At 41.9% G+C, this 16799-nt stretch carries 14 protein-coding genes; 7 read left to right on the top strand and 7 right to left on the bottom strand.

Going from position 1 to position 16799, the window contains the following annotated elements; translation table 11 throughout:
* Window positions 1–166: 166 nt before the first annotated feature.
* The 3 genes from RRG12_RS38050 to RRG12_RS38040 form a co-directional block, all read right to left on the bottom strand.
* Window positions 167–814, bottom strand: coding sequence for an HAD-IA family hydrolase (locus RRG12_RS38050; protein ID WP_069071389.1), 648 nt, complete (start codon window positions 812–814; stop codon window positions 167–169).
* 280 nt (window positions 815–1094) lie between these two features.
* Window positions 1095–2288, bottom strand: a complete 1194-nt coding sequence (locus tag RRG12_RS38045; RefSeq protein WP_420762775.1) for an NAD(P)/FAD-dependent oxidoreductase — start codon at window positions 2286–2288, stop codon at window positions 1095–1097.
* 303 nt (window positions 2289–2591) lie between these two features.
* The gene (locus RRG12_RS38040) at window positions 2592–3740 is read right to left on the bottom strand and encodes an alanine--glyoxylate aminotransferase family protein (protein ID WP_420762774.1); all 1149 of its coding nucleotides are present in this window, start codon (window positions 3738–3740) and stop codon (window positions 2592–2594) included.
* Between the two features lie 232 nt (window positions 3741–3972).
* Here RRG12_RS38040 and RRG12_RS38035 point away from each other — a divergent pair, with 232 nt between their 5' ends.
* Window positions 3973–4071, top strand: a complete 99-nt coding sequence (locus RRG12_RS38035) for a DUF1499 domain-containing protein (protein WP_370684470.1) — start codon at window positions 3973–3975, stop codon at window positions 4069–4071.
* Here the strand turns inward: RRG12_RS38035 and RRG12_RS38030 are convergent.
* Both RRG12_RS38030 and RRG12_RS38025 read right to left on the bottom strand, forming a co-directional pair.
* Window positions 4064–6370 carry a PAS domain S-box protein gene (locus RRG12_RS38030; RefSeq protein ID WP_420762773.1) on the bottom strand — a complete coding sequence of 769 codons (2307 nt, stop codon included), beginning with the start codon at window positions 6368–6370 and terminating at the stop codon, window positions 4064–4066. The genes RRG12_RS38035 and RRG12_RS38030 overlap by 8 nt on opposite strands.
* Window positions 6371–6622: 252 nt before the next feature.
* Window positions 6623–7924, bottom strand: coding sequence for an adenylate/guanylate cyclase domain-containing protein (locus tag RRG12_RS38025; RefSeq protein WP_420762772.1), 1302 nt, complete (start codon window positions 7922–7924; stop codon window positions 6623–6625).
* Window positions 7925–8070: 146 nt separating this feature from the next.
* On the opposite strand from RRG12_RS38025, the gene RRG12_RS38020 reads away from it, so the two are divergent.
* Window positions 8071–9645, top strand: coding sequence for a DEAD/DEAH box helicase (locus RRG12_RS38020; RefSeq protein WP_420762778.1), 1575 nt, complete (start codon window positions 8071–8073; stop codon window positions 9643–9645).
* On the top strand, window positions 9575–10789 hold the full coding sequence (locus RRG12_RS38015) for a DUF790 family protein (protein WP_069071382.1): 1215 nt from the start codon (window positions 9575–9577) through the stop codon (window positions 10787–10789). Before RRG12_RS38020 ends, RRG12_RS38015 begins: the two co-directional genes overlap by 71 nt.
* A 1042-nt stretch (window positions 10790–11831) precedes the next feature.
* On the opposite strand, the gene RRG12_RS38010 is transcribed toward RRG12_RS38015, so the two are convergent.
* Both RRG12_RS38010 and RRG12_RS38005 read right to left on the bottom strand, forming a co-directional pair.
* Complete coding sequence (locus RRG12_RS38010) at window positions 11832–12323, bottom strand: orange carotenoid protein N-terminal domain-containing protein (protein ID WP_069071381.1); 492 nt, start codon at window positions 12321–12323, stop codon at window positions 11832–11834.
* A gap of 331 nt (window positions 12324–12654) precedes the next feature.
* Window positions 12655–13065: a DUF6335 family protein gene (locus tag RRG12_RS38005; RefSeq protein ID WP_420762771.1), complete on the bottom strand. Its 411-nt coding sequence runs from the start codon at window positions 13063–13065 to the stop codon at window positions 12655–12657.
* 341 nt (window positions 13066–13406) lie between these two features.
* Here RRG12_RS38005 and RRG12_RS38000 point away from each other — a divergent pair, with 341 nt between their 5' ends.
* From RRG12_RS38000 to RRG12_RS37985, 4 genes are all read left to right on the top strand, one after another.
* A complete protein-coding gene (locus RRG12_RS38000; protein ID WP_420762770.1) occupies window positions 13407–13808 on the top strand; it encodes a DUF2267 domain-containing protein in 402 nt (133 codons plus the stop codon).
* A 107-nt stretch (window positions 13809–13915) separates the two neighbouring features.
* Window positions 13916–15013 carry a DJ-1/PfpI/YhbO family deglycase/protease gene (locus tag RRG12_RS37995; RefSeq protein WP_420762769.1) on the top strand — a complete coding sequence of 366 codons (1098 nt, stop codon included), beginning with the start codon at window positions 13916–13918 and terminating at the stop codon, window positions 15011–15013.
* A 131-nt stretch (window positions 15014–15144) separates the two neighbouring features.
* Window positions 15145–15843 carry an SRPBCC family protein gene (locus tag RRG12_RS37990; RefSeq protein ID WP_420762768.1) on the top strand — a complete coding sequence of 233 codons (699 nt, stop codon included), beginning with the start codon at window positions 15145–15147 and terminating at the stop codon, window positions 15841–15843.
* A gap of 257 nt (window positions 15844–16100) precedes the next feature.
* Complete coding sequence (locus RRG12_RS37985; protein ID WP_069071377.1) at window positions 16101–16481, top strand: hypothetical protein; 381 nt, start codon at window positions 16101–16103, stop codon at window positions 16479–16481.
* Window positions 16482–16799 lie beyond the last annotated feature (318 nt).

Raw genomic sequence — 16799 nt, 5'->3', positions numbered from 1 at the left:
GAGGGGGAGGGCGAGGAGGTCAGGAGGCAGAGGGCAGGGGGCAGGGGGCAGGGGCCAGGAGGCAGAGGGCAGGGGGAGAGAAAGTCGTTTTGCAGGAGTGAAATTGGATAATTTATTTCTTGGAGTTCCCTAATAGAGAATGTTTTTATAGCCGTGGGAGCGTTCTTCAATTCCCCCGGTTGATCCAAACGCCTCTGAGTCCAGCTGCTTTAGCTGCATAATAGTCTTCTACAATGCTATCGCCGATATGCCACGCCGCCTCTGGGGAACATTTATGTTTATCTAAGGCAATGGCAAAAATTTGAGGATCGGGTTTAGCTGCACGTACCTGGGTAGAAATGGTGACGGAGGTAAAAAACTCTCTCAATCCCAAACTTTGTAATACTGAGTAAATCCGGGAATCAAAATTGGACAGCACCCCCAAGCTAACTCCCAACCGCCGCCAGTTGATTAAAGCTGGTAAGACATCGGGATAGACAAACCACGGTTCACCAGTGCCAAAGTGAATGTAAAGTTCACTAAAAAAAGCTGAAAAGTCAGAAAATTCCTTGAGAACACCTGCCCTTTCAAAAGTGTTCAGGGCAATTATCCGCCACCAATCAAACTCGCGCTGGGGAATATCTTGCAATTCTGCATCTGGGAATATCGGCGGCGGCGCTGCTTTAAAGCTTTCGATGAAGGCTGTATTCAATGTTTCGGCTGAAACTGTAACATCAAATTCCTGGGCTATCTGACTATAAACTTTGCCCACACTACCTTTGACATCGAAGAGTGTACCCACAGCATCTAAAAAAATAACTTTCGGTTGTTCCATTAAAGTTTGAAAATTTTGAATGTTGAATTTAGATTTTGGCTTGTTAAGAGCTTCTGTGGGTAGAGTCTAGCATCTGCTCAGTAGGTTGGCAGAAATAAAGCAAATAACCGTAAATTTGTTGGTTCTTTACCAACACCCTTCAGGAGTCCAGAGTGCTGTTAGCCGTAGCGGGGCGTTTAGCCCGTGTTGAGTGCTGAGTGGTAAATCTCACTTCTTTACTCGGAACTGTTTTACCCAATGACCAATGACAAATGACCAATGACAAATGACCAACCTAAAGTTACCGAGAAAGTGTTTCTATTATCGGACGGGCTAGCCAATTAAAACCAACTTTAAGCTGATGCTCTAAAGTTGGCAACCTATATAAATAGGCAACGCGACGGGCGACGTATGCCAAGGGCCCATCTAATTTAATTCCCAAACCAGTGAGAGTGGCGTTGTCTATTCCTAATGCCATCATTTCTCCTAACTGTTGGTAATGAAAGGGAAGGATGGGGCGATTAGTTAGAGTTGCCCAGATATTCCAAGCAGTATAATCAGCTTGTTGAAAAGCTGCTTGTGCGGTAGCGGGGACTTGTTGTCCTTCAGCATCATGACAGTCTGCTAAATCTCCCAAGGCAAAGATTTCTGGATGATCAAGAACTTGCAGATTGGATGTAGTGGTGATTTGACCACGCTGATTTTGCTTGAGAGGAAGAGATTTCACTACGGGCGCAACCCTAGTTCCCACAGTCCAAATTACTAAATCTACGGGAATCGTGTCTAACTGGTTTTTGTACTCTAGGGAAATGCTATTTTGCTCGATTGATTCTACTTTGGTTTCTAAATCAAGAAACACACCACGGGTTTCTAAAGCTTTCTTTGCTGCTTCCCGGTTAAACTCTGGGGAAGTTCGCAAAATTTGATCGGCGATTTCAACAATCCGAAAGCGTCCTCTTTCGCCTAGTCGGTCGGCTAACTTACAGGCTAACTCTACACCACTGTAGCCAGCCCCAACGATCGCTACCCGAATTTTATCAGCATCCGATTCTTCTAAAAATCGCAAGCGTTCTTCTAAACGATAAGCATCAGAGATTGTCCGGAATGTGTAAGCGTAGGCTGCTGCACCAGGTACTAAATCTAGCGGTGTCTCACCTCCTAGCGCCAGCACTAAGCGGTCGTAAGGGATTTCCGGGCCTTCTTGTATATTTACCCGTTGCTGGTCGATGTCAATTCCAGACACAACCCCTTGATAAAAACGCACCCCTGTGCCTTGTAAAATTTCTTCAAAGGGTGGGGCAATTTCCCAGGTTTGCACTTCGCCAGTGAGTAATTCGTAAAGTAAAGGAGAGAATAGGAAGCGATCGCTTTGATCTACTAGAACAATTTCGGGTTTTTGCGTAGATTCCCAAGGTAATTGGCTTAAGCGCAGGGCTGTGTAAAGACCACCAAAGCCTCCACCAAGGATACAAATTCTAGAAGTTTGTTGAGTCATCTATTCTATCTGTGGAACAGTCAATACTAGTTGAGCAACTAACTTCAGGGTAACTGAAAGTTTAGATTTCAAAACCCTTCATTTGTATGAAGGTTCCCATATTTTTATCAAGAAAGGCAGAGGGCAGTTCTGAAGGAAGTCAGGAGGAATAAAGCTTCCAGCACGTGATCGGAGCAAACTTGGGTTTAAGACAAGAACACCAAATTTTTATTTGGTGGCTTTTATTCAGGAGGGTACTGAATCCCCAACTGAGGTAAGACATTCTGCCCCCTGCCCCCTGCCTCCTGCCTCCTGCCCCCTTCCCTACTTAGGTAAAACCTGTCGTAGTGCTGCTAAAAGTTGGTCAACACTTTCTTTACGACTATTAAAGCCCATCAATCCCACGCGCCAGACTTTACCCGCAAGTTCACCAAGACCACCGCCAATTTCAATATTATGTTCATTGAGTAACTGCTGTGCGATCGCTTTCCCATCTACCCCTGCTGGTATGCAAACAGTGGTCAGCGTTGGTAATCTATACTCTTGCTCAACGTGCATACTCAGCCCTAAACTCTCTAAGCCTTCCCAGAGATACTCTACGTTCTTTTGATGCCGCTGCCAGGAATTTGCTAACCCCTCTTCTGCAAGCAAACGTAGTGCTTCCCGCAATGCATAGTATAAATTAATGGGTGCTGTATGGTGATAGGTGCGTTCAGTACCCCAATACTTGCCCAGCAACAACATATCTAAATACCAGTTTGCAACTTTCGTTGGGCGCTGTTGCAATTTCTCAACTGCACGCGCACTCATGGTAAAGGGCGAAGCACCAGGCGGGCAACCCAACCCTTTTTGGCTACAACTATAGGCGAGGTCAACTCCCCAAGCATCTAAAAACAACGGGACACCACCCAGACTTGTCACCGTATCTATTAACAGCAAAGTGCCAAATTCATGACACAAATCAGCGACCCCTTCCAACGGTTGACGTGCGCCAGTGGAGGTTTCAGCATGAACTAAAGCTAAAATAGCTGGACGATGGGTTTTTAGGGCAGTTTGGAGTTCATCAAGATTGAAAACTTGTCCCCAAGGTTTGGTAATAGTTCGCACATCAGCACCATATCGTCCAGCCATATCCACGAGGCGATTACCGAAGTAACCAGCGACACCAATCAAAACTACATCACCAGGTTCTACAGCATTGGCAATGGTTGCTTCCATTGCCGCTGTTCCCGTACCGCTGACTGCAATGGTGAGTGGGTTTTCTGTTTGCCAGACGTAGCGTAGCAACGACTGAATTTCATCCATGAGTGCGAGAAAAGCTGGGTCAAGATGCCCAACCGGCGAGGTATTCATCGCTTGGAGAACTGTGGGATGGGCATTGGATGGCCCAGGGCCCAACAGCAGACGGGATGGGATTTCTAGCGGTTTGAGTTGCAAGCGCCCAGAGTCGTTGATTGAAATTGTTTGCGTCATAATCTGTCTTCGCCTAGAGGATACTTACCGGATCATATAGGAATCCGATTTGATTCCTGAACTTACTTGTGTAATGAGGAAATAGGAAAGAAGCAATATGTACACTCACCGAAAGTCAAGATTATTTATATGCCAATACAGTTCAGAATGAGCAACAAAACCCTTGTAGAGACGGCGATTCATCGCGTCTTCAAAGACAAATTATCTACACCACTAACCTTAACCCAAGCGTATTGATTTATATGCAGAATTTAAAAGTGCTTTACTGGGATTTGTGGATGATGCAGAATTCTACCTAAGAGTTTGCTCCTCCTGCCTCCATCCTAAATAGCTTTCATTGGCAGACTGATAACGAATGTCGCTCCCTGTCCAATTCCTGGACTTTCGGCCGAGACAGTGCCACCGTGTAATTCTACCAAGTGACGGACGATCGCTAATCCTAATCCTAATCCACCATGCGATCGCGTGGTGGAACTGTCAGCTTGACGAAAGCGTTCAAATACATGGGGTAGGAATTCGGCAGCAATTCCCCCTCCCGTATCACTCACCCGAATTTCCACGTAAGATTCAATCCGCTCTAATTGCACATCAACTCTTCCGCCCTTGGGTGTAAACTTGACGGCGTTAGAGAGCAAATTCCACACAACCTGTTGCAAGCGGTTGGCATCACCCACAACTACCTCTACTTCCGGGTCGAATCTACAGTTAATGCTAATCTCTTTCGCCTGGGCTGCTGGGTACACAGTATCGATTGCCGCCTCTACAAGTGGTACAAGTTTTACCCGATTCATACTTAGATTGAGAGTGCCTCTAATAATCCGTGACACATCTAGAACATCTTCAATCAGTTGCGCCAGAGATTTAGTGTTCCGCTCAATTGTCTCTAGTGCGCGACCAGTCATAGTTTCATCAAACTTGCGAGTTCTAAGTAGCTGTGCCCAGCCCAGGATAGCGTTTAGTGGTGTACGGAGTTCATGGGAGAGTGTGGCCAGAAACTCATCCTTCATGCGGCTTGCTGCTTCTGCATCGGCGCGTGCTGCTTGTTCGCGCTCAAGGAGTAATTCGCGTTCTTGCTCTGCTAACTTATGAAGTGTAATATCTGTAATTAGGGCAACAAATCCTGCAACTTTTCCCTGCTGACTAAACTGGGGAATATAAGTAACATTCATGTAATGGTTTGTGCCATCTTTATGAGGTAATTGGGTTTCATAAGTTACCTGCTCTCCTGAAAGTACTGTTTCTACATAAGGGAGAATTGACTGATAAACCGACTCTCCCAAAATTTCTCTAATGTGTTTACCAGAAATTTCCGAAGCAGGAAGCCCAAACCAGTGTTCATATCCTTTGTTATTAAAGCGATAACGCTGCTCACCATCAACATAAGAAATCTGGACGGGTACAGCGTTTGTAATCAGGCGCAGTTCATCTTCTCGTTGACGCAGTGCTGTTTCTGCTCTTTTGTATTCTGTGATGTCGCGTTGAGTTCCCCACGCTCTAACTAAAAGGCCATTTTCGACAACTCCCACCAGATTATTCAAAAAATATTTAGAATTACCTTGCTTATCTATTTCGTGGGATTCTGCATCGATTAGTCGGTAGTTAGAACGGATAAAATTACGCAGGTATGCAATATTATGTGGATCGGAGGCAACAAGAAAATCTCCTAGTCTGACGCCGATAATTTCTTCGGCACGAGAACAGCCATACATCTGCGCCATCACATTGTTGCATTCTGCCAGATAAACATATTGGTAAAAATGTTGAATTTGTTCATCTTCTGGACAATCTACTGAAATTGGTACTTCCAGTTCGATGCACCAAATACCTTCTGAACTATGCTCTAAAAAAGTGCGGTAGCGTTCTTCGCTTTTAGAAAGGGCAAGCTCTGCTTGTTTGCGTTGACTTAAATCAAGTACAAAAGAGATAATTTCGTTAGGATTATTTTCTGACAAAGCAGAACCTAACAGGATAGGAACGCGACTGTTATCTTTGCGGATGTATTCGTTCTCAAAGGGCTGACATACACCTTTGGTTGTGAGTTCTGCGTAGGCGTAGCCCGCCGTAGGCATCGCACTGTTGTTAGCTTCAATATATTCTGGTGGTATCATATCGCGCCATCGGACTCGCCCTGCTTGCAAATCCTCCTGGGAATAACCTACCATCCGTAAAAAAGCATCATTAGCCTCTGCGATCGCTCCATCCATATTGGTTACAATTACCCCAATAATGTTGGACTCTATCAACCTTCTAAACCTTGCCTCGCTCACCTGTAGCTTCTGCAAACTCGTTTGAAGATGTTGTTTGGCAGTGCGTAACTCTGAGTTCAGCAAATTAATAATTGTTGTCACAACCACAAATAAGCCTAACCGCAGTATGTTGTCTAGACTTGCAACCAGGAGCGAAAACACTGGCTCTAAGAAAAAGTAACTGACGGCTAAAGTAGATAAAGCAGTCGCCAGCAACCCTGCTTCCATGCCGCCATACCAGGCACTAACCGCCACGGCAGCAAAAAACAGCAGGAAAATACTTGATTTCAGTAATGGCTGTAGCAATAGTGTTAGTAGCAATACGCTACCAACAGCCAATAGTGCCACAGCATAGGGTGCTAGAAGGGAACGTGTTCCTTTCAATTTAGCTTCTCCTTATATGCAGCTAGCTAAAGGATTATTCCCAAAATCAGCTAGAAAATGCGTAGGCAAGCTTGTCGTAGACATCGCTCAACATCTATTATGCATCGAAAAAATACACACCTAAGCAGTTGCTTGCTGCGAATCTATCTAAAGTAGTAAAATAGAGTTTTAGCAAAGGTTGAATAAGCTGATAATTGTCGCTCTAATTGTATATGTTTTATTTTTGAGTCTCCGTCAAAAAGTATAGATTTATTAAGTTTTGAAATTAATTCCCTTGAGTATATAGGTCATCATTTCACCTTTACCTTTCACCTGAATTAAACCTCGTTTTTCCAATAAGTATTTATCCTTTAAAAGCTGATAACTTGCTTCACAAACCTGGATACTACCTGCAATACCATGCGATTCCATTCTACTTGCCGTATTGACTGTATCTCCCCAAAGGTCATAGGCAAACTTTTTCAGCCCAATCACCCCTGCGACTACTGGCCCTGTACTAATGCCAACGCGGATGCAAAAGGATTGGTTATTTTCTTCATTAAATGTAGCTACAGCCTTTTGCATATCCAAGGCCATATTAGCTATTGCTGGAGCATGATTGTTAGACTGATTTGGCAACCCTGCAACAGCCATATATGCATCGCCAATAGTTTTGATTTTCTCTACCCCGTGACGTTCTGCCAATTGGTCGAACAAACAGAATATTGTATTTAATAGCTCGACTAATTCCGCAGGAGATGTCCGACTTGAAAGTTCTGTAAAGCCAACAATATCGGCAAATAGCACCGTAACTTCTAGAAAACTATCGGCAATAGTTGTCGGTTGTTGTTTTAATTGTTCCGCAATCATCTCTGGCAGAATATTTAGTAGCAGCCGTTCTGATTTGTACTGCGCTAGTTCCATTGCTTTACGGGCGTAAAATTCTTTTTTTCGCAAGCGCTCGTATAAATAGACAGAGAAGACACAAATCATGCAAGTCCAAAATAAATATAAACCCTGCTCAATGTAGAAAGCTGATGGATGGGTTAATTGGGGACTATACAATAAATATAAAACTAAATAGCAAATAATTGTGCCTATTTGTGATATTAAATGTAACCACCATTGTACTGGAACGATTGTAGCCTGAGTGAGAAACATCAGAGTCCAGATATTACTTCTAGGTTCTAGATTATTAAACAGCAAAGCTACATCAATTTGGACGGCACAAGTTACAGACCAACATAAACTCAAAAAAATTAAATTTGGGTAACGACTACCTATAGAGGTTTTACATAAACCCCAAAAAATGAGAGTGAATAATTCTACTACAATACCGATTTTAAAAGCATATATCTTGCCTTGTAATTGGGAATTTGCCCATAGAAAAAAAGCGATTAAAGTCAAGCCAGATACCAACATAATCTGTGCCTGTAATTGCAGCCGTTTCAGCAAAAAACTCTGTCGCTGTTCTTTGTAGGATTCGGCAAGGTTATTGTTGGTTTGCCGATAGGACATTCCGTGACTAATGAGCGCATCGAGTTGGTTTTTGTCGGAATTAATTGGATGAATCATGCACTTTTTGCGTTATTAGTAATCAATAGACTAGGGAGTAAAGAAGGGAATAGGGTGCAGGTTACAGGGTACAGATTATTCCCTATCACCTGTCACCTCTCACCTCTCCCCTAATCCCAATGCCCAATGCCCAATGCCCAATACTCATGGCTCGTACCCCTACATTAAATTTTGATCGTGGCACATTAATTCTCCATCCACCACCACGTGGCAAAGGTTGGATGGACTATGCGACGTGGGATGATAGAGTTGAAAAATTCCGCATTCCAGCAATTAGATACCGATCGCTAGTAGAAGCACTACAAGCGGAAGATGTTTATTTTATCGATGAGGCGAAGGAATTCTATCCTGTAGACTTGGTTCCCACTCTGGAAATGGAACCCTATCCCCACCAAACTGAGGCGCTAGCGGCTTGGAAACTGGCGGGTAGGCAGGGGGTTGTTGTGCTGCCTACGGCGGCGGGAAAGACTTATTTGGCGCAAATGGCGATGCAGTCAACGCCGCGCACGACGCTGATTGTAGTGCCAACTTTAGATTTAATGCATCAATGGTATGCACACTTAGTAGCGGCTTTCCCCGATGCTGAGGTGGGATTGCTGGGAGGCGGTTCGCGGGATAGAACGGCTATCTTAGTTGCAACTTATGATAGTGCAGCAATTCACGCTGAGACGTTGGGTAATCAATATGCGTTGATTGTTTTTGACGAATGTCATCATTTACCCACAGATTTTAATCGGGTGATTGCTGAATATGCGATCGCACCTTATCGCTTGGGACTCTCCGCCACACCAGAACGCACCGATGGCAAACACGCTGACTTAAATATCCTCATTGGTCAAGAAGTATATCGCAAACGCGCCGAAGATTTGGCGGGAAAAGCCTTAGCAGATCATGAAATTGTCCAAATTAAGGTAAAGTTATCGCAACTTGAGCGGGAAAGATACAACCAATTAATTCAAACCCGCAATGACTTTTTGAAGCAATCCAAGATTTCTTTAGGGAGTCTGCAAGGTTGGCAAATGTTCGTACAAATGAGTGCGCGATCGCAATCTGGACGGAGAGCGATGTTAGCGCATCGAGAAGCGAAAGATATTGCTTTGGGTACTGATGGTAAATTGCGAATTCTAATTAATTTATTAGCAGAACATTATCCAGCAAGAATTTTGATTTTCACTGCTGATAATGCAACAGTTTATCGGATTTCTCAAGAGTTGCTAATTCCGGCAATTACTCATCAAACTCCTGTGAAAGAACGGCATGAGATATTAACAAAGTTTCGAGAGGGTCAATATAATACTTTGGTTGCTTCTCATGTGTTGAATGAAGGGGTAGATGTGCCGGCGGCAACTGTTGCAATTATTTTATCGGGAACTGGTTCGGCTAGGGAGTATACTCAGCGATTGGGGAGGATTTTACGGAAGGGGAATATTGAGAATAAACAGGCGATTTTATATGAAGTAGTGGCGGAGGATACGAGTGAAGAAGGGACTTCGGCTAGGCGAAGGGGGGAGAGGAAAGTAGAGGGAGAAAAGAAAGGAAAGTTACAGGTTGTGTATGGGAGTGGGAAGGAAAAAAGTTTGAAGGCTGCGGAACAGATAGAAATTAATTATTCAACCGGAAATCCAAAATCTAAAATCCAAAATTCAGCAGATGTTACCGACAGATTTACTGATGCATCGCCAAAACGGCGAGGAGATCATCCCGAAGAGACTGAAGATTGATCAAAAAACTTCGGAGTTGGCGATTGAGTTAATTAATTATTTTCAATCAGCAGTGGGTAAAACTCAAGGTGTGCTTGAGCGACAACTGACTGATTTTGAAGGAGATTCAACAGATTATCGGGTGAAGCGGGGATTAGCTTATATTCTCAAAAGCAGTTTTTGCACTTTTGAAGTGGTTAGTCCTCTGGAACCACAAATGTTAAGAGAACGAGTGTTTTCTCTAGCTGCAAAGTCTGTTTCTAGTCGAGAATCAACACAAGTTACTCTGAGTAAAATTGCTGATGAGTTAACTCAAGAACTTGAGCGGGAAGTTTTAACAGAACAGGTTCGGAATGGACTATATGCTGATCTATCTGAAAATAAGATTTTGACAGTCTTTGATGCACCAACAGCACCAGATTTGTTAAATAGATATAACTTATCTCAAGTGCAGGGTGTATTTTATAAAGCCAGTCAACTTGTATTAAATGCCCACCGGAACGTTCCGGGAGAATATAAGCTGTTATTTCGCTATCTGAAGTTGTTTCAATTGATGGCTTATATTGAGGGTGATGCTGACCACGGGTTTACAATTACCATTGATGGGCCGACGAGCTTGTTTAATCCTAGTACACGATATGGGTTAGCGATCGCAAAACTTATCCCCGCCTTACTGCACGTTACTAAATGGAGTCTTTCTTCCATTCTCAAAACCCGCGATGCTTATACAAATAGTTGGAAAACTGGACGTTTCACCCTCAATTCCGAATGTGGTTTAGTATCGCACTATCCACCGGGAAAGCCTTACGATAGTATGCTAGAAGCATCCTTTGCTGATAAATGGGATGCGTTGAAAAGTGGTTGGGCATTAGAGCGAGAAGTTGATTTGATACCAATCCCTGGTAGTGTGATGATTCCCGATTTTCGCTTAGTGCATCCTGATGGACGGACTTTCTTATTAGAAATTGTTGGGTATTGGCGGCCTGAATATTTACAAAAAAAGTTTTCTCAGGTGCGGCGGGCTGGACGTGATGACTTAATTTTAGCAATTTCCGAGCGACTGAATTTAGAAAAAGCGGGAGTCAAATTAAATGATGTCCCCGCCAGAATTGTTTGGTTTAAAGATAAATTATTACCAAAAGCTGTGTTAGCTGTGATGGATTAACTCATCTCACGGCTACGAAAAATCCCAAGTCTTTCCGACACGCTGCTGTGAATGCTCCTTTTGGTAAATACAGAAATCATACTTAGAAAATAGATATCTGGCGACAATTTATGTTGGCAGTGTATCTATTTACCTTATGGTGAATGTATCATAAGTTAAGTATTAAATAACTCTGAATACTATTTAGCGATCGCCTTTATTTAAAGAGTTAAATATTGAGATATATAGCTTTCATCGATCAACACATTTATCAGCCATAATAACTTATGGTAAATTAGTTACCAATCTTGTGTTTTCCATAGAGATTATTTGGTGCTAAATTTGAATAAATTAATTAAATATCCAATGTAAAAAAATGAACTATTCTTCTTACTTATCTATATGATTTTAATCATTTAAATTTAGATAAAAAACTCAAAAAAGATAGAATATTAATATAACTAAAGTATATTTAAACCAACCAAAAGGCAGATTAAATAAACTATAATTACTTTTAATATATTGAGTACAAAACAAAGGGCGTTACGACTGTAGGGTGCAACTTACCTAAAGACATAGGTGATCGCAGAGTAAGAGTTTTAGTTTTTACTCTGTGTTTATTTATCAAAAAAAATAAAGAAGCCAGCCGTCAAAATTCAGCTTTATATCAAGCAACTGGCTAGTAATATAGAAGCTTTAAGATGATGTTTAAAAAGTCCTCTTGTCAGTAGTAAAACGTTCTAGATCCCCCTAAATCCCCCGATAAATTGGGGGACTTTGACTCCGGTTCCCCTCTTTTTTAAGGCTACCGTGTATACACAAGTTGAATTACCCCCCTTAATCCCCCCTTGTAAAGGAGGGAAACCGGAAAATCTTGTTCCCTCCCCTTTGCAAGGGGAGGGTTAGGGTGGGGTAAAACTGACGCATAAACCAGGTGAGTAAACTACTTCAGACTTGTGTATACACCGTAGCTTTTTAAGGGGGGTTAGGGGGGATCTAAAGTGCCTAAAGTTACAGAGAAATGCTTTTCAAACATCCTCTAACAACCATCGTCATTCAAAAACTAAATTTCGGCACCTGCTTTTGATTCAGCACCCATTGGCGAAACATAATCGCGGAAAAGAGTAATCTGTTGCTCAAATTCTAATCCTTGAATTCTGCCAAACAACGCTTTAGCTTCTGAAGAAAGTTGATAATCATCAGGCATGGGAATAATAGTGGCATTTTCCATACCTTGAGATAATCGATACCAAAACAGTAGCTTGGTAGTATCACCCAAAGAACCATATTCACGAGAAATTTGGGTATCCACTTTATTAATCAAATCACGCTGAACTTGTAATTGTTGTTCGTGAGACAATTCCTTAACTTGATTAAACAAACCTTCAGCGATTTCTGAAGAAGCAGTGCTAGCACCAGGAGCGGCTGGCGTAATTGAACCACCTATTTCTTTATAGATAAACCAAAATAAAGCGAGTTGTTGATCCACATTTAAGTTTTGCCAAGCCTGAGTATGTTCACGAATAGTTGGATCGTTAGTTTGTGTGTATGTCATGATTAACTCCAATTACATTTACCAGTACTATTAGCAACATTAACAAATGTATATTTGTACTTTTAACCTACTGAAGACAGATGTCTTAGAATCATAGAGAAGAAAAATTTTTAGCCCTTTATTAAAAGCATTACAGTTAAATAATCATCCAAAATCAACAGCCAAAATAATACTTGGCAGTGGAAAGTTAAATAAACTAGCAGTTGGAATACTAATTTATTTAGAGATTTTCAAGAGCTATTTCCGTGGATAGATGTTAATTTTATTTTGGCAGCACTTAGAAAAGCACTGCCTAATTTAGAGGCATCCAATTTATGAATGTAGATTGAGCTTATTCTCGCCGATTTTGATAATCTTCAGAAGACTTTGGATCTAACTCCCAGCGATCGCCATCACGATCTTCTAAAATATCATTGGTATGCAGAAACTCAGAATCATCCATTTTTAGCCCCACTGCGGCTCCTATATCCTCAGTTACATTTTGATCGGGAGTAGAAGCAGTACCACCAACAGCCTCATCTCCAACTGCATCTGCATCTTGCCAATAAGCATCAACATCTCCACCAGTGAGTTCAGGACTAGTTTCTGTATACTCCTGTCTTTGTGCTGCCATTGAGCGCCCGCCAATATTGTATCCCGGCAAGTCTTTCACACCAGTACCGTAAGATTCGGTAATTTCTTCTGGCAAATCATTGCTTTTATTTCCGTCATGATGATTTTTTTCTGCCATGATACTAGCCATTTTCTGCATTATCACAATAACGTTTTCCTGTCACAAACTTGTCTAACTAGAGATGTATAGCTAATAAAATAATCTATCCCCTGGGAACGAAGCTAAACTAGCGATCGCGCCATAAGATTGTAAATATGAATTCATGGTCAAGCAACTTGTAGTTGAAGTTTTTAGTTATGAGTTAGGAGTTATAAAACCGAAACTATTCAGTAGCTAATTTCTTACTCATAACTATTTTATTCAGAAAAATAAAAACCTAAGTTTAGCATTTTAACTTTTTATTGATGTTTTAAAACATCTGAATGCTAAACAACAAGATATTCAATAATTTTGAGCAGCGGAGGTACACAGTGGAATACGACGAATTCATTACACACGTACAAAGCCTTGCCCAATCAGATTCTCGTGAAGAAGCAGAACGTGCTACCCGTGCCACATTAGAAACCCTTAAAGAACGGATAGCAGGTGATGAGGCACAAGAACTAGCTGCAATTTTGCCCCAACAATTAGGCAATTATTTGCGAGGAAGAGAAGGAGATAGTGTTAAGACCTTCAACTTGCAAGAGTTTATTACGCGTGCAAGTCAAAAAGAAAATATAGAACCAACCACAGCGGCAATTCACGTCCGGGCTGTATTTGCAGTGTTGCAAAATGCCATTAGCCCAGAAAAATTTGCAGCTTTTCACGCCTATTTTTCTCACGACTATGAAGAATTATTTACTATTTCACCAACAGGTGAAGTACCTGCATAGTAGGAAATTCAAGATTTTTCTTCTTAAAAACCCTGGCTGTTGAACTGTCCTGATCGATAAATATTGTAGCTAGTTAAATACTAGAAATAAACAGGTAATACCATTTTATGACTGACCATAACAATCATTCCGGTAAGAAAAAAGTTGCTATCCTCATTGAACAAGCAGTAGAGGATGCAGAATTTACAGTTCCTTATAATGGACTAAAACAAGCAGGAATCGAGGTAGTAGTCCTTGGTTCCCGAATGAATGAAAAATATAAGGGCAAACGCGGTAAACTTAGCATCCAAGCTGATGGTACTACAACAGAAGCGATCGCAGCTGAATTCGATGCAGTGCTGATTCCCGGTGGTATGGCTCCCGACAAAATGCGACGCAACCCCAACACAGTAAGCTTTGTACAAGAGGCTATACAACAAGGAAAATTAGTCGCTGCGGTTTGTCACGGCCCACAAGTTTTGATTGAAGGCGACTTGCTCAAAGGTAAACAAGTCACTGGGTTTAGCGCTATCGCCAAAGACATGATTAACGCTGGCGCAAATTATGTAGATGAGCCGGTGGTAGTTGACGGAAATTTGATTACATCTCGTGAACCCGGAGACTTGGCAATTTTTACCACAGCTATTTTGAGCCGTTTGGGTTATGGTGGCAAAGATGCTGCATTGCCAAATGAAAAAGACACAACTGCCGAATGGTGGAAACTGGCTGATGCTTGGGGTGGCTCAACTAAAGGTGATATCAGCAGAGGTTTAAATACTGCCCTTACTGGTGAACGTTATTCACTGGAAGCATTGGATAAGTACTTTGAAAAGGAATCAGATGGGGAAGTCAAATCACTCTTTCAAGAGATAATTGGTAATAAACAACGCCACATTGAAAAGCTAGAAACCTATCTTCAGATATTGGGTGAGAAACCCTCTCTAGGGGCAAATATTGCCAATCAGTATGCCAAAGTGAAAACTGCCTTGACAGGGAGTGATGACATATATCAGTTGCGTTCTGCTTTAGGAGATGTACAAACTGGTATCGGCGATATTGGCAATTTGTGTGCAACGTACACTGACCCAGTAGCAACTGCTATTTTCAAAGAAATTTACCACGATTTATTGAAATACGAACAGCAATTAGTAGAGTTGTATCGGGCGCGAATAGGCGCTCAGATTCAGCCTCCTAAGCCGACTACAGGGGCAGCTGTATCAATGTAACGGAACGAACCGCAGAGGCGCAGTCTGTCTAGGACACGCTACGCGAACGTAGAGAAGAACGCAGAGACAGAAACAAGAAAGTTTAGTTTTTGCGCCTCTATGGTTAATTTACTGTGATGGAGAGATAAAAAGTGACTTCAACATCAGGAGATAAACTGACCACCAGTCAGAGTGAAGCTAGTGAAGTAGAGCGTTGGGCATCTCTCATCGGTGGCGGTGCGATGGTGCTGATGGGTTTAAAGCAAGGTTCTTTACGAGGAGCGCTAACGGCTTTAGCAGGTGGCGGTTTGATTTATCAAGGTGCAACCAAGCAAAGCACAATCCAGCAAGCACAAGAAGCAATAGGGATAAACCAACCCATCAAAGTTGAAAAGACGGTAACAATTAATAAATCGGCAGAAGAATTGTATCGTTTTTGGCACAACTTTGAGAATCTGCCCACATTTATGAAACATCTTAAATCTGTCAAGGTGTACAACGAAAAACGTTCTCATTGGGTAGCCAATGCACCTTTAGATAACAGCGTGGAATGGGATGCAGAAATTCTCGAAGACCGGGAAAACGAATTTATTTCTTGGGCTTCTGTGGAAGGGGCAGATATTGATAATTCTGGTTTTGTCCGCTTTAAAAAAGCACCAGTCGAGCGCGGAACGGAAGTAAAAATTGTCTTGGAGTATAACCCACCAGGTGGAGCATTAGGAGCTACCGTAGCTAAACTTTTTGGTGAGGAACCAGAACAGCAAATTGATGATGAATTGCGCCGCTTTAAAATGCTCATGGAAGCAGGCGAAATTGCCACAACAGAAGGTCAATCTTCTGGACATCATTAGTTTTACCCAACGCCTGAAAATGGCGAAAAGTTTGCCAAAGCAGAAGTGATTAAATCCTTCTTAGTTAATGCTGGCGAAGCGTTGAAAGAGATACATAGTAGTCGTAGTGACGATTGTATTTAGATAAAACATCCCACGGCGATGACATTTTTCAACAATAAAAGGATAACTCCATCTATGTTATTCTTAAACCTGAATAGTGAATAGTCATTCAGTCTTTTGAATTGTACACCCAACAGAATGCAATTGAGGTTTTTATGAATCGAGTAATTTCATGGTTGCGAAATATTCGGATTTCCCAAGTACTTGTAGTTTTCCTGGTAGGATTTATGTTTTTACTGGGTCAGGCTTTTAGCTTTGCGAACATAGCACAAGCTGATGTTAAGACTCCAGAGGGTACTTATTATAAAGGTGTACCAGATCAGCAAGGTGAAATTAGAAATGATACTCAAATCAGAAATGCCCAAAATCCATTAAAAGAAGCTGCTGATAATATCCGTGAAAAGCTAAATTTGGATGAAGAAACTCCTAGAGCTACAAAAGATTTTCTGAATTCTACGAGAAACAAAGTTGGAGAAAATGTTCAACCATTAACTAAAACAGAAGAAGGTTATTACCGAACTCCTGCTACCAGATAACGAATAAATAGGGTCTAAGAGGTTGAATGAACAAGTGTTTTGCTGTGACTCTAGGCACTTTAGATCCTCCCTAACCCACGCCAGTCGCTCCACTTGGGGAGATCCCAAGACCGCGCTGGCTCTCCTTATCTCGTTCTTATGCTCTGCATAGGAATGCCTGATTAGAGGCTCTGCCTAGGCTGTTGACTTTGTGCATTTTTCGGGAATTTTTGGGAAAATTATTCGTGTTATTTTTTGTTTGACCTAAACTGCCTGAAACAGGCAGTTTAGGTCAAAAACAGGCGACACATTTTTTGCATGAAGTCTTACGGGCTAAAG

It is taken from the genome of Nostoc sp. CALU 546, assembly GCF_048836525.1.
This window is presented reverse-complemented; position numbering and strand designations above follow the sequence as displayed.

Excerpts from the sequence above, each read along its gene's own strand:
- RRG12_RS38040 (WP_420762774.1), bottom strand. The coding sequence starts at position 3,740 with ATGACGCAAACAATTTCAATCAACGACTCTGGGCGCTTGCAACTCAAA.
- RRG12_RS38050 (WP_069071389.1), bottom strand. The coding sequence starts at position 814 with ATGGAACAACCGAAAGTTATTTTTTTAGATGCTGTGGGTACACTCTTC.
- RRG12_RS38005 (WP_420762771.1), bottom strand. The coding sequence starts at position 13,065 with ATGGCTAGTATCATGGCAGAAAAAAATCATCATGACGGAAATAAAAGC.
- RRG12_RS38025 (WP_420762772.1), bottom strand. The coding sequence starts at position 7,924 with ATGATTCATCCAATTAATTCCGACAAAAACCAACTCGATGCGCTCATT.
- RRG12_RS37985 (WP_069071377.1), top strand. The coding sequence starts at position 16,101 with ATGAATCGAGTAATTTCATGGTTGCGAAATATTCGGATTTCCCAAGTA.
- RRG12_RS38015 (WP_069071382.1), top strand. The coding sequence starts at position 9,575 with ATGTTACCGACAGATTTACTGATGCATCGCCAAAACGGCGAGGAGATC.
- RRG12_RS38010 (WP_069071381.1), bottom strand. The coding sequence starts at position 12,323 with ATGACATACACACAAACTAACGATCCAACTATTCGTGAACATACTCAG.
- RRG12_RS37995 (WP_420762769.1), top strand. The coding sequence starts at position 13,916 with ATGACTGACCATAACAATCATTCCGGTAAGAAAAAAGTTGCTATCCTC.
- RRG12_RS38045 (WP_420762775.1), bottom strand. The coding sequence starts at position 2,288 with ATGACTCAACAAACTTCTAGAATTTGTATCCTTGGTGGAGGCTTTGGT.
- RRG12_RS38020 (WP_420762778.1), top strand. The coding sequence starts at position 8,071 with ATGGCTCGTACCCCTACATTAAATTTTGATCGTGGCACATTAATTCTC.